This is a genomic window from Chitinolyticbacter meiyuanensis (genome assembly GCF_008033135.1).
Lineage (GTDB): Bacteria > Pseudomonadota > Gammaproteobacteria > Burkholderiales > Chitinibacteraceae > Chitinolyticbacter > Chitinolyticbacter meiyuanensis.
Genome location: NZ_CP041335.1, coordinates 3,862,860 through 3,878,899 on the forward strand (window position 1 = coordinate 3,862,860; position 16,040 = coordinate 3,878,899).

Sequence of the window (16,040 nt, forward strand, 5' to 3'; positions counted from 1 at the left end):
ATGCCCGGCATTGTAGCAACAAAGCCGCCGCTCGGTCGCATCGATTGCACCTCGGGGCGACCATCGTGACCCGCTACCGCTTCCATCAATTCAATGTCTTCGGCGAGCGGCGCGGCAGCGGCAGCGCCGTGGTGGTCTGCGAAACACCCGACTTCCCCGATCCGCGCACCATGCAGGCATTGGCCCATCAGTTCCACGTACCGCGTACGGTCTTCCTCGATCCCAAGCGCCGGCGGCTGCGCATCTACACGCCGCAGTATGAGCAGCCCTACTCTGCCCAGGCGGTCCTGGCCGCCGCCGCGACCTGCGCCGGACTGAGCGGCGAAGCCGGTACCCAGGCCTTCTATGCCCCGCATGGCGAAGCACGTGCCTGGAACGCAGACGATCAGTGGTGGCTGGACGCGCACGCCGGCGCAGTCCGGCCTGCTGCTGCGCCACGCGGCGAACTGGCTGCGAGCCTGGGCTTGGCCGAATCCGATCTCGCCAGCGAGCCGTGCTTCGTCGACGCCGGGCTCGACATCCTGCTGTTGGAAGCACGCAGCCGCCAGGCGGTGCTGCAAGCCACGCCCGATGCGCGCGCCCTGGCCAACCAAGCGCAGGTGGCCGGCCAGGTACCGGTGGCGGCAATCTGGTGCCGCGACGGCGAGCTCGCCACGCTACGCGTGTTCAGCTCGGATCAGTTCAATCTATACGAGGAATTCGGCTCAGGCAGCGCCGCCGCCGCCATCGGCGCCTGGCTGCTGAGCCGCGGCAACCGCCCGCCGGTAACGCTGAAATTGGAGCAGGGCCACACCATCCACCGGCTGGTGACCCGGCTGTCGGTCGTCCACCTGCGCATCGACGACGCCCGCCGAGTGCAGGTCGGCGGCAAGGTCTGGCGGATCGGCGGTGGGGAGATCGAGTGGTAGGTTCCAACATCACTGTGTGGGAAGGATGCGCAAGGCGCGCCGGCTATGTGGCAGATGCTCGACGATTACCGCACGACCGGGAAAATACTCCGTGGAAAACCAGTCGAAATCTGACTGCATCACCGGTTTGTAGTAACAAGTGCCGTCCACCCAGAATTTGCGCTCGACGGCCACTTCCGGACCGTAACCGCTCCGAACGTAGCCCGTTTTGATGCTGCGTTGCAATATGGATTGGAAGACATATTTGTGCCCAGCCAGCAGGTCCCGCACCAAGCCGATCGGTCGGATTGCCTGAACATTGATGGCAATCCATGCCGCAATGCATGCCAGTGCCAATACGGCAAACAACACGGCACCAAGCAGCGGCATCCGCATTTTAAACAACAGCAACAACATCGTTCCGGCCAGTAATCCGAACGTTATTGCCATCAACGTTTGCGTCAACAACAAATTCCACACAATGCGCCGACGCTCTGCACGCGTCAGTGGCACAAAGCGACCCGTGTCCACATTTCGCTCCCATTCATCATCGGGGCGACCCAAGCACTCAACCCCACCACAGCGTTGCCAGCAATCCAGCCAGCAGCAGCGCGATTGCGCCCAGCAGCCAGTTGCGCTTCTTTTGCTCCCACATCAGCCCTTGGTAGCCGGTGACCATCAGCTCGATATGGTCGTGCCGGGCCAGCTCATTCAGCCGGCGCGGCAGGCCGGGCAGCATGGTCGCCCATTGCGGCGCCTCGCGCTTGAGGTTGGCGAGCAGGCCACGCCAGCCAATCTGCTCATTCATCCAGCGCTGCAGAAACGGCTTGGCGGTATCCCACAGATCAAGGTCTGGATCGAGCTGGCGACCCAGACCTTCGATATTGAGCAGCGTCTTCTGCAACAGCACCAGCTGCGGCTGGATTTCCACGTTGAAGCGGCGGCTGGTCTCAAAGAGCCGCAGCAGTACCTGGCCGAACGAGATCTGCGAAATCGGCTTGTTGAAGATCGGCTCGCACACGGTGCGCACCGCCGCCTCCAGCTCCTCGACCCGCGTCTCCTTGGGCACCCAGCCCGATTCGATGTGAGCGGTGGCGACGCGGCGGTAATCGCGGTTGAAGAAGGCGAGGAAGTTGATCGCGAGGTACTGCTTGTCCTCGTCCGACAGCGTGCCGACGATGCCGAAATCGAGTGCGATATAGCGGTTGTCGCTTGCCACGAAGATGTTGCCCGGATGCATGTCGGCATGGAAGAAGCCGTGGCGGAACACCTGGGTGAAAAAGATCTCCACGCCAAAGCGCGACAGCTTCTTCAGGTCCATGCCTGCCGCGCGCAGCTCGGCGATACGGCCAACCGGAATGCCGTCCATCCACTCCAGCGTCAGCACCTCTCGCGCGGTCCAGTCGTAGAACACCTCCGGCACGATCAGTTGGTCCGATCCGGCGAAGTTGCGCCGCAGCTGTGCCGCATTGCCGGCCTCGATCATCAGGTCGAGCTCGTCGTGCAGGTATTTGTCGAACTCGGCGACCACCTCGCGCGGGCGCAGCCGCTTGCCGTCGACGAACAGCCGCTCCACCAGCCCGGCCATCACCCGCATCAGCGCGAGATCCGATTCGATCACCGGCAGGATGCCGGGCCGCAGCACCTTAATCGCGACCCTGCGCCCGTCCGGCAGCCGCGCCCGGTGTACCTGGGCGATCGACGCAGACGCCACCGGTTCGCGCTCGAATTCGGCGTACAGCGTATCGACCGGCGCGCCGAGCGCCGCCTCGATCACCGCGACGGCGATATCGCCGCCGAACGGCGGCACCTTGTCCTGCAGCAGCGCCAGCTCGTCGGCGATATCGGGCGGCAACAGATCGCGCCGAGTGGACAGCACCTGGCCGAACTTCACGAAAATGGGCCCCAACGCCTCGAGCGCCAACCGCAGCCGCACCGCGCGCGGCGCATCGAGCCGACGCCAGAAGCACAGCACGCCGATCAGCTTCTTCAGCCCATGCACGCGCTCGTGGCCGAGCAGAAATTCATCGAGCCCGTAGCCGATCACGACCCGGGCGATCTTGATAAGGCGGAAGAGGCGCATCAGTCCTTCTTGGTCAACAGGTCGATACGCTTGGCCAGTCGCGCCACGTCGTCGCGCAGCACATCGACCTCGCCGCAATAGCGCGCGACGTCCATCTTGTTGGCGAGCAGTGGTGCCTCGTCACGCCAGTATTCGACCAAGTGGCTGAACATGCGCGCGCCAATGGCACCGGGGATGCCGCCGAAGCGCCCGGCCAGCTTGATGATGCGCTGCGCGGCGATGTCGCCAACGAAGGATGACAGCTCCTCGGCCACATCCCAGCGCAACTCGCCCAGTACCCGGCCAACGGCCATGGCCAGCTCGGCATCACCGGACAGATGCAGCTGGCGCTGGGCCGAGGCGTGGTCGAACACGAAGGCAATGAAGAAGGCCAGTGGCAGCGACAGCGTCGCCTCCGACTCGGCAGTGGATTTCTCGAAGCGACCATCGGCGGTGATGGCCAGTGTGCCGGCAATCACCGGGAATTCCAGCCGCAGCACCCGCCCAGCGTGGCGGGCGAGCTCGGCGCCGGCGGCCGCATCATGCGCCAGCAGGCGGTTGACGAGGCCGGCCAGCATCAGAATTTGTATCCCTTGTGCAGCGCCACGATGCCGGCGCTCATGTTGTGATACTCGACGCGGCCGAAGCCCACATCCTGCATCATGGTCTTCAGCGTTTCCTGATCAGGATGCATGCGGATCGATTCGGCCAGGTACTGGTAGGAATCGGCGTCACCCGCGACGAACTTGCCCATGAAGGGCAAAAGCTTGAACGAATAGAGATCGTAGGCCGGCTTAAGCGGCGCCCACACCTTGGAGAACTCCAGCACCAGAAGGCGCCCGCCGGGCTTGAGCACGCGGAACATTTCGGCGAGCGCCGCATCCTTGTGCGTCATATTTCTGAGGCCAAACGCCACGGTGACCACGTCGAAATAATTGCTTGGAAACGGCAGCTTCTCGGCATCGCATTGTGCCGTCGGCACGGCAAAGCCGGCATCGAGCAGTCGATCGCGGCCCACGCCCAGCATCGAGCTGTTGATGTCGGTGAGCCACACCTGGCCTGTCTTGCCGACCTTCTTGCAGAAAGCCTTCGAGAGGTCACCCGTGCCGCCGGCGATGTCGAGGACGCGGTCGCCGGCCTTCGCACCACTGGTCTCGATGGTGAAGAACTTCCAGGCGCGGTGCAGGCCGGCGCTCATCAGGTCGTTCATCACATCGTATTTCTGCGCCACCGAGTGGAACACCTCGGCAACCTTCTGGGCCTTTTCCGATTCCTTGACCGTCTTGAAACCGAAATGGGTGCTGGAGTCCGTCATCGTTACGCTCTTGATAAGAATGTCATTGCCGATCGCGGCTGGCGCCGGCGGCGGCCAGCTCGTCGAGATAGCCCTGCCACAGCCGCGCCTGATCGCGACCGAGCTGATAGAGATAATCCCAGGAGTAGAGGCCGGAATCGTGGCCGTCGTCGAAGGTCAGCTTCACCGCGTAATGGCCAACCGCCTCGACGTTGGCGAGCCTCACCGCGCGCTTGCCGACCTGCAGCACGCCCTGCCCTGCGCCATGGCCCCGCACCTCGGCCGACGGGCTCAGCACGCGCAGGAATTCAGCTGGCAGCACGAAGCGCGCGCCGTCGTCGAACGTCACTTCCAGCGTGGCACTGGCGCGATGCAGATGGATTTCTATGGGATTGGGCGTGGAAGGCTGCAGTCCGGCCATGCGGGACTCTCCGGGATACCGGTCGCCATGATACCGCTAACCGCCCGGCCTTGGCCGTTGTTCATGGCACGCGGTAAGCGGTGCGCTGCAGCCACACCGCATTGGCACATGCCGAAGCACGCACGCTTACGGTTATTTCCAACACGGGGATTACAGTGAAAAACCGACTACGACAGCAAATTAACACTTGTAATATTTGCTTCATGTTAGAGCCTTAATCTCGCAACATTCAAAAACCGCGCACCGCTTGAGGACGCCATGCCCGCCAACATCCTGCTCGTTGAAGACGAACCGGCCATCCAGGAACTGATCGCATTCAACCTCACCCAGGCCGGGCATCACGTGATGCGGGCCGACTCGGTGGAAGGCGCGCAGACCATCGTGCGCAATGCCCTGCCCGACCTGATTTTGCTTGACTGGATGCTGCCCGGCATGTCCGGCATCGATTTCGCCAAGAAGCTGCGCGGCGAAGAGCGCACAAAGCAGATCCCGCTGATCATGCTGACCGCGCGCTCGGATGAACAGGACAAGATCGTTGGCCTCGAGACCGGCGCCGACGACTACATCACCAAGCCGTTCAGCCCGCGCGAGCTGCAGGCACGGATCAAGGCCGTGTTGCGCCGCCGTGCGCCGCAGGTGACCGACGATACCGTCGAGATCCAGGGCCTGCGCCTCGATCCGGCCACGCACCGCGTCACCGGCAATGGCGAGGCGATCGACCTCGGCCCCACCGAGTTCCGCCTGCTGCACTTCTTCATGACCCACCCCGAGCGCGTGCACTCGCGCGCCCAGCTGCTCGACCATGTCTGGGGTGACCATGTGTTCGTCGAGGAACGCACTGTCGACGTGCATATCCGCCGGCTGCGCTCGGCGCTGGAAGCTTCCGGCTACGATAAGCTGATCCAGACCGTGCGCGGCACCGGCTACCGCCTCTCCGCCCAATAACTGACGCCCTGCCGTAATAGAATTACGCCATGCTGGGCATGCCGTAGTACGGCATGCCCTTCCCACTCTACGCGCGGAACTCCGTATGCTTTGGCTGCGCTCCATCATCTATTACTTGGCGATCACGCTGATCTCGCTGTTCGTTGGCGGCATTGCCGGCGCTGAATCCGGGCTGACCCTTGCCTGCGTGCTGCTCGGCCTGTCGGTGTGCTTCCACCTCTACAACCTGGGCCGGCTGTACCGCTGGATGCAGCATCCGCGGGTGGACAACGTGCCGACCAGCTTCCTGCTGTGGCAGGACGTGTTCGACAAGCTGTACGAGCAGGTGCGCAACCAGCGCAAGAACCAGGACAAGCTGGCCAACACGCTGGAGCGTTTCACCAGTGCCGGCGAAGCACTGCCTGACGGCGTGATCATCCTCGACGAATTCGACCGCATCGAATGGTGCAACCAGGCCGCCACCCAGCACCTGGCGATCGATCGCAACTCGGACGTGTGGCAGGTGGTAACCAATATCGTGCGCCAGCCCAGCCTGCGAGAGTATCTGCGTACGCAGGATTTCGCCCACCCGCTGCTGCTACGCACCACCCGGCCTTCCGAGCAGGTGTTGTCGGTGCAGCTGGTGCCGTTCGATTCGACGCGCAAGCTGCTGCTCAGCCGCGACATCACCCAGCTCGACCGGGTGCAGATGGTGCACCGCGACTTCATTGCCAACGTGTCGCACGAGCTGCGTACGCCACTCACCGTGGTCGGCGGCTTCGCCGAAACGATGATGGACATGCCCGAGATGGAGGCGTCCACCCGTACCCAGCAGCTGCAGCTGATGGTAGAGCAGACCCAGCGCATGCAGCGGCTGGTCGACGACCTGCTGACGCTGTCGCGGCTTGAAAATGGCCAGCAGCTGAAGGAAGAGGAAGTGGACGTGCCGCAACTGGTGCGCCTGCTACAAGCCGAGGCCGAAGGGTTGTCGCAGGGCCGCCATACCATCAAGGTGGCCGAGATCGCCTCGGCGCGGCTGATCGGCAACCACGACGAGCTGCACTCGGCGCTGGGCAATCTGGTCTCCAACGCCATCCGCTATACGCCGGCCGGTGGTGAGATCACGTTGGCCTGGCGACTGGAGCACGACGTGCCGGTGTTTGCGGTGCAGGATAGCGGCATCGGCGTTTCGCCCGAGCACATCCCGCGGCTGACCGAGCGCTTCTACCGGGTGGACCGCGGTCGCTCGCGCGCCACCGGCGGCACTGGGCTGGGCCTTGCCATCGTCAAGCACATCCTGCAGCGCCATCAAGGCCAGCTCGCCGTGAAGTCCAAGCTCGGCGAAGGCAGCGAATTCGCCGCACGCTTCCCCAACCACCGCGCACTGGTCGATTAACCGGACGTCGCGGCGAATCCCGCGCCGGACGGCTGCCGGCAGCCACGGCCCCGTGATCGGTATGCTGCCGGTATCTCATGCCGAGCACACCGCCATGCACTTGCATCAGCCCACCCTGCCCCGCCTCGTTCCGCTGTTTGTCGGCCTGATCTTGACCGCCTGTGGTGGAGGAAACGGCGGTGGCGACGAGAGCGACCCGCCTGCCGCCTCGTCGCCGTCTCGCGCCACCCCCACGCCCGCGCCCACACCTGCCCTGATGCGCCATGGCGACGTCGTTTCACTGGCCGGCGCCTTCGGCACCAACGACGTCACCAAGACCATGCTGGGTGGCAGCGGCGGCGCCATCGAATCCCAGGCCATCGGGGCCACCGTCCCGAATGGCGGTGGGTGGACTTTCAACAACCTGGGTGGCCCGACCTCGGTGCGCAGCGACAGCCAGCGCGGCAAGGTGCTGTTCACGCCCGAAGACGCCACGCACTACAACGCGGTACGGCGCTACGACCCCGGTTTCGCCATCGCCGAGCAGCGCTATGTCTACAAGGCACATTACGTACGCAACGTGCTGCTGCTCGACGGCGCCCCCTACACCAAGAGCTACCAGTGGAAGCACGAGCGCATCCACTGGCAGGATTCGGTGACCGACAGCGATGTCGAGATCAAGGTCCACAACTGGCCCACCAGCCAGGGGCCGATCACCCTGGTAAACCGTTCGGCCAGCGACAAGAGTACCTACTGGGGCGGCGCGGCCGCGGACAGCAACGGCGGCTGGGCGCTGATGGAAATCCTGCTCTACACCGGCACCCTGGGCGGCAACGATGGCAAGCTGATCACCCGTGTGCACAAGAACGGCCGCACCACCATCAGCCAGAACCGCCAGGCCGAACGCATCTATGCCGACCCGAACCTGCGGCTGCGCTACTTCGTCGAGCAGAACTACTTCGGCAACTTCGGCCAGATCGAGGACGGTGTCGACAACACCGCGCCCAAGCCACAGGTGCGCGAGCTGTGGTCCGACGACAGCCAGGTCATCGTCGGCAATAACGCCAGCGCCCGCTGGAAACGGGTTGAACTGCGCGACAAGCCAGACCTTGCAAATGCCACCGTGCGCGAGCTGCAGGACTGGAGCCGCTGGAACGGCGGCATCCTGCTGCGGCTCAACGCCGGTGGGCTGGCGCGCGGCACCCACAACCTGTTCCTGGTGGTGATCGATGGTGTCGACGCCAACGGCTGGGATGTGGTGGCGTACAGCCAGCCGGTGCGGGTTCAGGTGGATTGAGCCACGACACGGCCAAGGCAGGCTTTTTTCCGCCGAACGCGGCAGTTTTGCGCGCGGGCAAATGTCAAACGGCGCGACATCAAGGATAATGCGCACCGACGTCGCCACGGGCGACCCCGTTCCGCCCCATCATTCCGACCTAGCAGAGGAAACCATGAGCCGCATCGCCGCCATCAAACCCCTGGGCCAACGCATTTGGCTCGACAACCTGTCCCGTGGCCTCATCCAGGCCGGCACCCTGCAACAACTCCTGACCGACGACGCCATCGCCGGCGTCACCTCCAATCCCGCCATCTTCTACAAGGCCATCTCGTCCGATCCGCTCTACGCCGATGACCTCGCCAAGCTCAAGGCCGATGCCAGCCTCACCGCCGAGCAACGCTACGAAGCCCTGGTGGTGCCGGATGTGCAGGCCACTTGCGACCTGAACCTGCCGCAGTACCAATCCAGCGAAGGCCTCGATGGCTATGTGTCGCTGGAAGTGTCGCCGTTCCTGGCCAACGACTACGCCGGCACTGTGGCTGCTGCGCATCGCCTGTGGGCTGCGGTGAACCGCCCGAACGCGATGATCAAGGTGCCCGCTACGCAAGCCGGTATCCTGGCGTTCGAACAGCTGATCGCCGATGGCATCAACGTGAACATCACGCTGATGTTCAGCCTGAAGCACACCGATGATGTGCTGACCGCCTACATCCGCGGCCTGGAAGCGCGCAAGGCTGCTGGCCTGCCGCTGGATCATGTCCGCGCCGTGGCGTCGGTATTCCTGTCGCGCGTCGATGTGCTGCTGGACAAGAAGCTGGAAGAGATCGGTTCGCCGGAAGCGCTGGCACTGCGTGGCAAGAGCGCGATCGCCTTCGTCAAGGTGGCCTACGAGCACTACAAGAAGCTGTTCTACGGCACCCGTTTCGCCGAGCTGAAGGCGGCTGGCGCCCATCCGCAGCGCCTGCTGTGGGCCTCGACCGGCACCAAGAACCCGGCCTACCGCGACACCATGTACGTGGAAGAGCTGATCGGTGCCGACACCGTGAACACCGTGCCCGATGCCACCCTCGATGCATTCCGTGACCATGGCGAGGCTGCTGCCCGCCTGGAAACCGGTACTGCCGATGCCGTCGCCACCCTGGTGACGCTGCGCAAGCTGGGCTTCGACTTCAACATCGTTGGCGAGCAGCTGCAGAGCGAAGGCCTCAAGCTGTTCGATGAGGCGTTCGAGAAGCTGCTGCAGCTGACGGCCTAAGCGGGTTGCAGGCCGGCACGCCGGCCATGCGAAACGGCGCCCATCCGGGCGCCGTTTTGTTTGGATGAATGTGGTTCAGGCCGGCATTGCGTCGAGCCGGTCGGCCGAATCGACCAGTTGCTCGACTGCCCGCTCGAACAGCTCCTGCTGCTCGGCAAACCGGGCGCGGCCGGTGTTCAGCAGGCGGCGGAACAAACGCATCGTCAGGATGGACGGCGGGCGCTCCTCGCCAAAGCTCAGCACCAGTCGCCCGCCGGCCAGATCCGGCCAGCTCAGGATGGCCTGTGTCGGTGCGCCGTCCAGATTGATCTCGATCCCGACGCCGCAACGCAGGCGCGCCAGCGTCTCGTCGAAATCGTCGCTCTCCTCCGCATCCATCTCCGCCTCGACCGTTTCCAGCGCCGCCGCTTCCTCGACTTCATCGTCGAACCATTGGTCGACAAGGTCGAGCCGGGTTTCCAGCTCGCGGATGGCCTCGGCCAGCAGCTGGCTATCGAGGCGGGAATTGCGCTGGGCGTATTTCTCCGGGGGCACGAAGGTCTCGTTTTCGACAAAGGCTTCGAAACGCTCGCGGAAATAGACGAGCGGCGGGATGATGACGTCGCTGCTGCTGCCACGCAAGGCCAGCTTGTGGGCATCGAGCAGCCAGTGGAACAGGGGGCCCTGATCGTCCTGGCGGCTGGCCTCGGCCAGACCGTCGCGCAGCGTGGACACCATGCCCATCAGCAGCGTGCGCAGCACCAGCCGCTCCTCCTCGTTGAGCTTGGGAGCAATGCTCCACACCAGCTCCGGCACCACCCGCCAGTAACGCAAGGCCTGCTGGGTATCGCCACGGCTGGCCTGCTCGATCACCCGAGCCCAGCTGTTGCGCAGGAACTGGTCGAGGAAATCATCCAGCCGGATCTCGACCAACGCTTCCGAGATCATTGCGACGATGCGGGCGAACTGCAGCGTGCGCACCTCGGCGCGCTCCACCGCCTCCAGCGCTGGCGTGACCTGCGCCTCGCTGCTGCGCAATTCGCGCGCGATAAAGGCGTCCAGCTCGTCGAGCATGCGTGAGAACAGCGCCGCGCTTTCCACTTCCTCGGCCAGCAAGGTTTCCACGATGCGGCAGATTTCCGTGGCAACGCGCTCGCCCTGCGGATCGATCTGCTTGAGCGCCAGCGAAATCGAGCCGATGCGGTTCACCAGCACCCGCGCCGGGTGATTACGCTCGGTCAGCAGCGTCGGATCCTGCAGCGCCAACTTGAGCACCTGGAACTGCAATCGCCCAAGTTGGGCGCGGACTTCGGCCGGTACGTTGGTATCGCGCAGAATGAATTCGAACAGCATGGCGACAATATCGATCGTCATCTGTTCGCGGTTGTCGCGGCTTTCCTCGACCAGCGTATTGCGATGCTCGAGCAGCAGGTTGCGCGGTTCGCCGTCGTCGCCCAGCACCGCCTGTGTCGCCACCAGCGTGGACTGCAGTTGCGCCAGTTGGGCCGCCAGCAGGCTGTTCAGCGACAGCCCACCGGTGAGCACCTGACCATTGCCCACACCATTGCCGGACCACGGCAGCACGCCGCTGAACAGGTTGCGCAGCATGGTGCCGGCACGTTGCGTACCCGCCAGCCAACCGCCGCGGCCGATACTGGCAGCCGGAGCCGGCGTGGGCGCCGACCAACCGGGTTGTGGTGCTGCGCCACTGGTGGCAGCCTGGAAGGCATGGACCATGTCGAGCAGGCGCTGCTCGCGTGAGGGTGCCGCCATGCCGGGCTCGCCCATGCCGGCTTGCACTTGCTGACCCATGCCGGTCTGGCCGAAACCAGTCGCGCCAAAACCGCCGAGCCCTTCGGTGGCAGGGCCGAAGCCGGTATCGGGAAAGGCAGCGGGGTCGCCGCCCGGCGCCGCTGGCCGACGCAGAGAGGGGGCCGGCTTGATCTTGATCTGCAGCTGCGCCGCCAGCCCATGCCGGGCCAGCAAGGCGTTCAGCGCCTCATAGATGTCGCACACCTTGCCGGCGAAGCCTTCGCACAGTTGCTCCACCAGCATGCCGGCGGCATCGCGCTCCAGATGCAATGCATCCACCGCGTTGGAGACGCAGCGTGACAACAGGTAGGGGCGGAACGGGTTTTCGCGCTCCTTCACCACTTCCTGGCCGAACAGCAGCGCAATGCGGATATTCAGGTCGCGCAACTGGTCGTCTGCCTCGTTGCGCAGGTATTTGGTGATGGCGTCGATCCGCAGCTCGTCCTCGAACGCGTTCTGGTTCACCAGCGACAGTTCGACGGTGGACAACGCATTGGCAAACGAGGGCCGCTCACTGCTGTAGGCGGTCTTGAAGCTGCGGTTGAGCAGCTGCGACATCTCGGACTGCAGCTGGCGCCGCAATACCGCGCCCTGGCCCAGCACTGCGGAGCGGGCATCCCACAGCAGGTTGCTCTCCTTGCCCGACAGCGCGCGCTCGGCCTTGAGAAACAGCTGCTGGCCGGCCTGGCCGATCACGTCGTCCAGTGCCGCGTTGAACAACCGCAGGAATTCAGCCCGCGTGGCGGCGAGCAGATCGTTGTGGTCCATCCCCATACACCCCGAGCAGTCCGGCACCTTTCGGCACCGGTCCAAGCAGCAGTCCTCAGAATAGGACCAACTGCTTGATATTGTTATGGGTCCGAGTTTACCACGGCCCATCTGTCATTTTCTGACCCGAACGGACAGTAACAATCTTACGGAATGCAGTAGACAAAAAAACGGGCCCGAGGGCCCGTTCAAAAGAACCGAAACGTTGGAGACGTTTACTGCTGGACCTCGCTCATCGTGCGGGTCAGGGTGGCATTGGCATCGTCCGCATCCAGCGACCAGCTGAACAAGCCGCCGAGGCCCTTGTTCTTCAGATACTGGATCTTGGTGCGGATGGTGGTGGCGTCGTCGTAACTCCACCAGTTGCTGCCATCGTACTGGTACAGCTGCTTGGTGACCGGGTGATAGCGCTTGGTCCCCGGTGCGGTGACGAGCGCCTTGTAGTCGCCATAGCCGGCTTCGGTGCTGGTACCGACCTTGCCCGGCGCGCCGGTGGCCGCCTGATAGAGCCCATCGCCGGCAGGACCCGCCTTCACGCCACCCCAGCCACGCCCGTAGTACGGGATGCCCAGCACCAGCTTCTTGGCCGGCATGCCGGCTTCGATCAGCTTGGTGACGGCCGTATCGATGTTGTACGACGCGGCGGTGGTACCGGCGTATGGATCGGCCGGATCCGGATACAGGTGCGAGTGGAAGTTGGTCGGACCCGTGCCTTCCCAGCCACCGTGGAAGTCATAGGTCATTACGTTCACCCAGTTCAGGTACTTGCTGTACTCGGCAGGATCGGTGTTGACGATCTTGTCGACGCCCGCACCGATGGCTACGGTCAGCAGGTACTGCTTGCTGCTGCTGGCGCCCAGCGCATCGAGCTGCGTGCGGAATTCCTTCAGCAACAGCGAGAAGTTCTGGCGATCAGCCGCGGAACTGGTGTTGTACGGCTGGCCGCCACCACCCGGGTATTCCCAGTCGATATCGATGCCGTCGAAGATGCCGGCAGCCGCGCCGGTCCCACCGGCCGGATCGCCATCGGACTTCTTGAGGTTGCCCTTGATGTAGACATCGATGCACGAGCTCACCAGCTTCTGGCGCAGCTCCGGTGTAGCGGCAGCAGCGGAGAACCACTTGGACCAGGTCCAGCCACCCAGCGAGATCAGCACCTTCAGGTTGGCGTACTTCTTCTTCAGCTTCTTCAGCTGGCTGAAGTTGCCCTTCAGGGTGTTTTCCCACTCGTCGCCGACGCCGTCGACCGAATCGGCCGCCTTGTAATCCATCTGGTAGTCGGCCCAGGCATCACCACCGGTGCCGGCTTGCGGATCGCTCTCGTTGGTCGAGCCCGGTTCCAGCTTGTTGATGCCGCTGGAACACTGGTAGCTGCCGTCGGCCTGCTTATAGACATTGCCGAAGGCGTAGTTGATGAAGGTGAGCTTGCCGGCGGCGCCACTGGTATCAACATGCTTCACGAAGAAGGCGCTGTCGTACACGCCCCATTGGGTGAAGTAGGAGCCGACTTGCGGCGTGGCCGGCGAAGGCACGCCGGTACCGGGGCTCGGCGTCACCGGAACCGGGGTGACAGGCACGGGCGTGACGGGTGCCGGGGTAACCGGAGCAGGCGTCACGGGAGCTGGGGTCACCGGGGCGGGAGTGACCGGTGCCGGTGTCACGGGCTTCGGCGTCGGGGTCAAGGTCGGCGTCACGGTCGGGGTGGGCGACGGCGTGGCGCCGCAGGCACCCAGCGACTTCCAGACGCCCCAGTCACCGGATTGCGCCGGATTGTCGCCCTGGGTCCACCACTTGGCTTCGTAGTTCACGCCCTGGTAGGTCACGCGCTGGCCGCCGGTATAGACCGAAGCAGCAGCCCAAGCCGGGTAGCAGGCGCTCGGCGCCGGGGTCACCGGCGTGGTGACGACCGGCGTCGGCGAAACCGGAACCGCGGTCGGGGTGTCGTTGCGCGTGGGGATCGGCGTCGGGATGGGAGTCGGGACCGGCGTTGCAGCCACCGGGGTCGGCGTGGCCGAGCTGGTCACGCCAAGGTCCTGCCACAGCGTAGGGGTCGACTGCGGATTCCAGTTGGCGCCGGCATAGGCGGTATGGGTGACCAGCGACTTGTAGTCATGGCCGTTGTAGCTGACCACGCTGCCGGCGGTATAGGTATTGCCCTCTTGCCAAGCCGGTGCGGCAAACACGCCAGCTGACAGGCAAAGGCCGACGACGAGGGCGGCGAGACCCTGTCGACGAGCGAACTGCATCGATTTCATTCTGATCCTCCAGATGTGTGGATACGCCGACCGGTCAACTGGTATTAAAGTTAACGTCCTATCAGACCAGTTCGGCCTCGCGATCGTACGCCCGCCCATCCAGGGGATTGTTAATCATCGTTAATGTTGGTCCGCCAGCGGCATGAGCGGGCGAAAGCAGGGAACAAGCGTAGCCGAAGCACCGAGCAACGCTATGACCACCATAGGGACAAGTGATTGGATATATCGAGAACCATTCTCAATAATTCGCTTGAGCCCCACGGAGTATCCGCCATGCACGCAAACAAAACGGGCCGTCATCCGGCCCGTTCAATACAAAAGATCATTGGCTATGCCATTCTCGTCGCCGGCTGGGGCGGCTGGCTGATCAGCCTTTGAGCGCATCCGCTGGGCGCACCTCCAGTACTTCGCTGGCGCCGGCCAATTCGGCAGGCTCGTCGTCCTCCACTTCGTCCGGCACCACCAGCGTCGCGACCGGCGCGGACGTTTCCGCAATCCGCGTACTGGCCCAGCTGCGCAGCAGCGTGTAGCTGACCGCCAACAGCGTGGGGCCAAGGAACACCCCCAGCATCCCCCATGCCAACGCTCCCCCCAACACCCCGAGCAGGATCAGCGCGAACGGCAGGTTGCTCTCCTTGCCGATCACCAAGGGCTTGACCACGTTGTCCGCCGACGCCACCACCGCCACCATCCAGATCGCCAGGAAGATCGCCCAGCCGGTCTGGCCATGCATATGCAGCCACAGCGCTACCGGCAGCCCCAGCAGGCTGGGCCCACCCGGCACCAGCGACAGGAAGGCGCACACCAACCCGAATGCCGCTGCATTCGGCACACCGGCCAACCAGAACGCAAACCAGGCCAGCGCCGCCTGGACCAAGGCCGTGCCAATGAAGCCATAAACCACACCGCGTACGGTGCCGCCGGCCAGCTTCATCAGATCCTGCGCCCGCTCGCCGCCGATGCGGTGCAATGCGCGCATCAGCCACTGCACGATCTCGTGCCCGCTCACGTAAAGGAAGAACGACAGGAACAGGCTGAGGATCAGCAGCAGCAGCCCGCTGCCAATGGCCTTGCCGAACACCAGCAGGAAGGCGCCCAGCGGCTTCAACCACTCGCGGATCTGGTTCAGCGTCTGCGGATCGCCAGCAGACAGCTCGGCCCAGAAGGTGGCGAGCTTGACCCCGACCCACGGCAAACGGGTCAGCCAAACCGGTAACGGCGGCAACCCGGCGGCGATATGTTCATGCAGCCACAGCGAAATCTCGTCGACATTGGTCGCCAGCTCCACCCCGGCGAATACCAACGGCACCAGGATCAGCGAGGCGAACAGCCCCAACAACACGACGGCGGCCAGCGTGCGACTGCCCCATAACCAGCCCGCCAAGCGCAGGAACGGTTGCCAGGTGGCAAACACCAGGATACCGGCCCAGGCCAGCGCCGCGATAAACGGCGCCATCACCTGATACGACAACGCCAGCAACGCTACGACCACACCCGCAGCAATCGCTGGCTCTATCCAGCGCGTATAGCTATTCATCTCGCCCTTCCCCCAAACTTTCATGATGTGTCGCAGCATTCTAATGCGCGTGTCTGGCAAAAGCATGGCAGCGCGATGGCGGGGCTCAATGCGGGCTCCACATGCCCTTCCACCCAGCCTCTCTCAACCGATCCTCGGAGAAAATGCAGCGCAAGGGTTGACAGCCTCGAAGCGCTACGGTTTAATGCGCCT

General features: G+C 64.1%; 13 protein-coding genes. 5 read left to right on the forward strand and 8 right to left on the reverse strand.

Translation table 11 applies throughout. The features are described from left to right. Window positions 1-65 precede the first annotated feature (65 nt). Window positions 66-908: a PhzF family phenazine biosynthesis protein gene (locus FLM21_RS18385; protein WP_187359985.1), complete on the forward strand. Its 843-nt coding sequence runs from the start codon at window positions 66-68 to the stop codon at window positions 906-908. A gap of 9 nt (window positions 909-917) precedes the next feature. Here the strand turns inward: FLM21_RS18385 and FLM21_RS18390 are convergent, their stop codons facing one another. The 5 genes from FLM21_RS18390 to FLM21_RS18410 are packed head-to-tail and all read right to left on the reverse strand — an operon-like array spanning window position 918 to window position 4,664. Next, the gene (locus tag FLM21_RS18390) at window positions 918-1,451 is read right to left on the reverse strand and encodes a hypothetical protein (RefSeq protein WP_148716963.1); all 534 of its coding nucleotides are present in this window, start codon (window positions 1,449-1,451) and stop codon (window positions 918-920) included. Between the two features lie 4 nt (window positions 1,452-1,455). Then, window positions 1,456-2,970, reverse strand: coding sequence for a ubiquinone biosynthesis regulatory protein kinase UbiB (ubiB, locus tag FLM21_RS18395; protein ID WP_148716964.1), 1,515 nt, complete (start codon window positions 2,968-2,970; stop codon window positions 1,456-1,458). After that, window positions 2,970-3,527 (reverse strand): ubiquinone biosynthesis accessory factor UbiJ, encoded by a 558-nt coding sequence (locus FLM21_RS18400; RefSeq protein ID WP_148716965.1) that lies wholly within the window; start codon window positions 3,525-3,527, stop codon window positions 2,970-2,972. Before FLM21_RS18400 ends, ubiB begins: the two co-directional genes overlap by 1 nt. After that, on the reverse strand, window positions 3,527-4,264 hold the full coding sequence (gene ubiE, locus FLM21_RS18405) for a bifunctional demethylmenaquinone methyltransferase/2-methoxy-6-polyprenyl-1,4-benzoquinol methylase UbiE (protein WP_148716966.1): 738 nt from the start codon (window positions 4,262-4,264) through the stop codon (window positions 3,527-3,529). The genes FLM21_RS18400 and ubiE overlap by 1 nt, the downstream gene beginning before the upstream one ends. 22 nt (window positions 4,265-4,286) lie before the next feature. Next, window positions 4,287-4,664 carry a gamma-butyrobetaine hydroxylase family protein gene (locus FLM21_RS18410; RefSeq protein ID WP_148716967.1) on the reverse strand — a complete coding sequence of 126 codons (378 nt, stop codon included), beginning with the start codon at window positions 4,662-4,664 and terminating at the stop codon, window positions 4,287-4,289. Window positions 4,665-4,922: 258 nt separating this feature from the next. Between FLM21_RS18410 and phoB the strand changes: the two genes are divergently transcribed. The 4 genes from phoB (at window position 4,923) to tal (ending at window position 9,497) form a co-directional block, all read left to right on the forward strand. Further along, window positions 4,923-5,609, forward strand: a complete 687-nt coding sequence (phoB, locus tag FLM21_RS18415; protein ID WP_148716968.1) for a phosphate regulon transcriptional regulator PhoB — start codon at window positions 4,923-4,925, stop codon at window positions 5,607-5,609. An 85-nt stretch (window positions 5,610-5,694) separates the two neighbouring features. Next, window positions 5,695-6,984 carry a phosphate regulon sensor histidine kinase PhoR gene (gene phoR, locus FLM21_RS18420; protein WP_148716969.1) on the forward strand — a complete coding sequence of 430 codons (1,290 nt, stop codon included), beginning with the start codon at window positions 5,695-5,697 and terminating at the stop codon, window positions 6,982-6,984. Window positions 6,985-7,078: 94 nt separating this feature from the next. After that, window positions 7,079-8,260, forward strand: coding sequence for a hypothetical protein (locus FLM21_RS18425; RefSeq protein WP_148716970.1), 1,182 nt, complete (start codon window positions 7,079-7,081; stop codon window positions 8,258-8,260). Between the two features lie 154 nt (window positions 8,261-8,414). Then, window positions 8,415-9,497 carry a transaldolase gene (gene tal, locus FLM21_RS18430; RefSeq protein WP_148716971.1) on the forward strand — a complete coding sequence of 361 codons (1,083 nt, stop codon included), beginning with the start codon at window positions 8,415-8,417 and terminating at the stop codon, window positions 9,495-9,497. A 75-nt stretch (window positions 9,498-9,572) separates the two neighbouring features. On the opposite strand, the gene FLM21_RS18435 is transcribed toward tal, so the two are convergent. The 3 genes from FLM21_RS18435 to FLM21_RS18445 all read right to left on the reverse strand — a co-directional run bounded on the left by FLM21_RS18435 (window position 9,573) and on the right by FLM21_RS18445 (window position 15,848). Continuing rightward, on the reverse strand, window positions 9,573-12,056 hold the full coding sequence (locus FLM21_RS18435) for a DUF1631 family protein (RefSeq protein WP_187359986.1): 2,484 nt from the start codon (window positions 12,054-12,056) through the stop codon (window positions 9,573-9,575). Window positions 12,057-12,271: 215 nt separating this feature from the next. Further along, window positions 12,272-14,311: a glycosyl hydrolase family 18 protein gene (locus FLM21_RS18440; RefSeq protein ID WP_148716973.1), complete on the reverse strand. Its 2,040-nt coding sequence runs from the start codon at window positions 14,309-14,311 to the stop codon at window positions 12,272-12,274. A 367-nt stretch (window positions 14,312-14,678) separates the two neighbouring features. Continuing rightward, window positions 14,679-15,848 (reverse strand): AI-2E family transporter, encoded by a 1,170-nt coding sequence (locus tag FLM21_RS18445; RefSeq protein WP_187359987.1) that lies wholly within the window; start codon window positions 15,846-15,848, stop codon window positions 14,679-14,681. Window positions 15,849-16,040 lie beyond the last annotated feature (192 nt).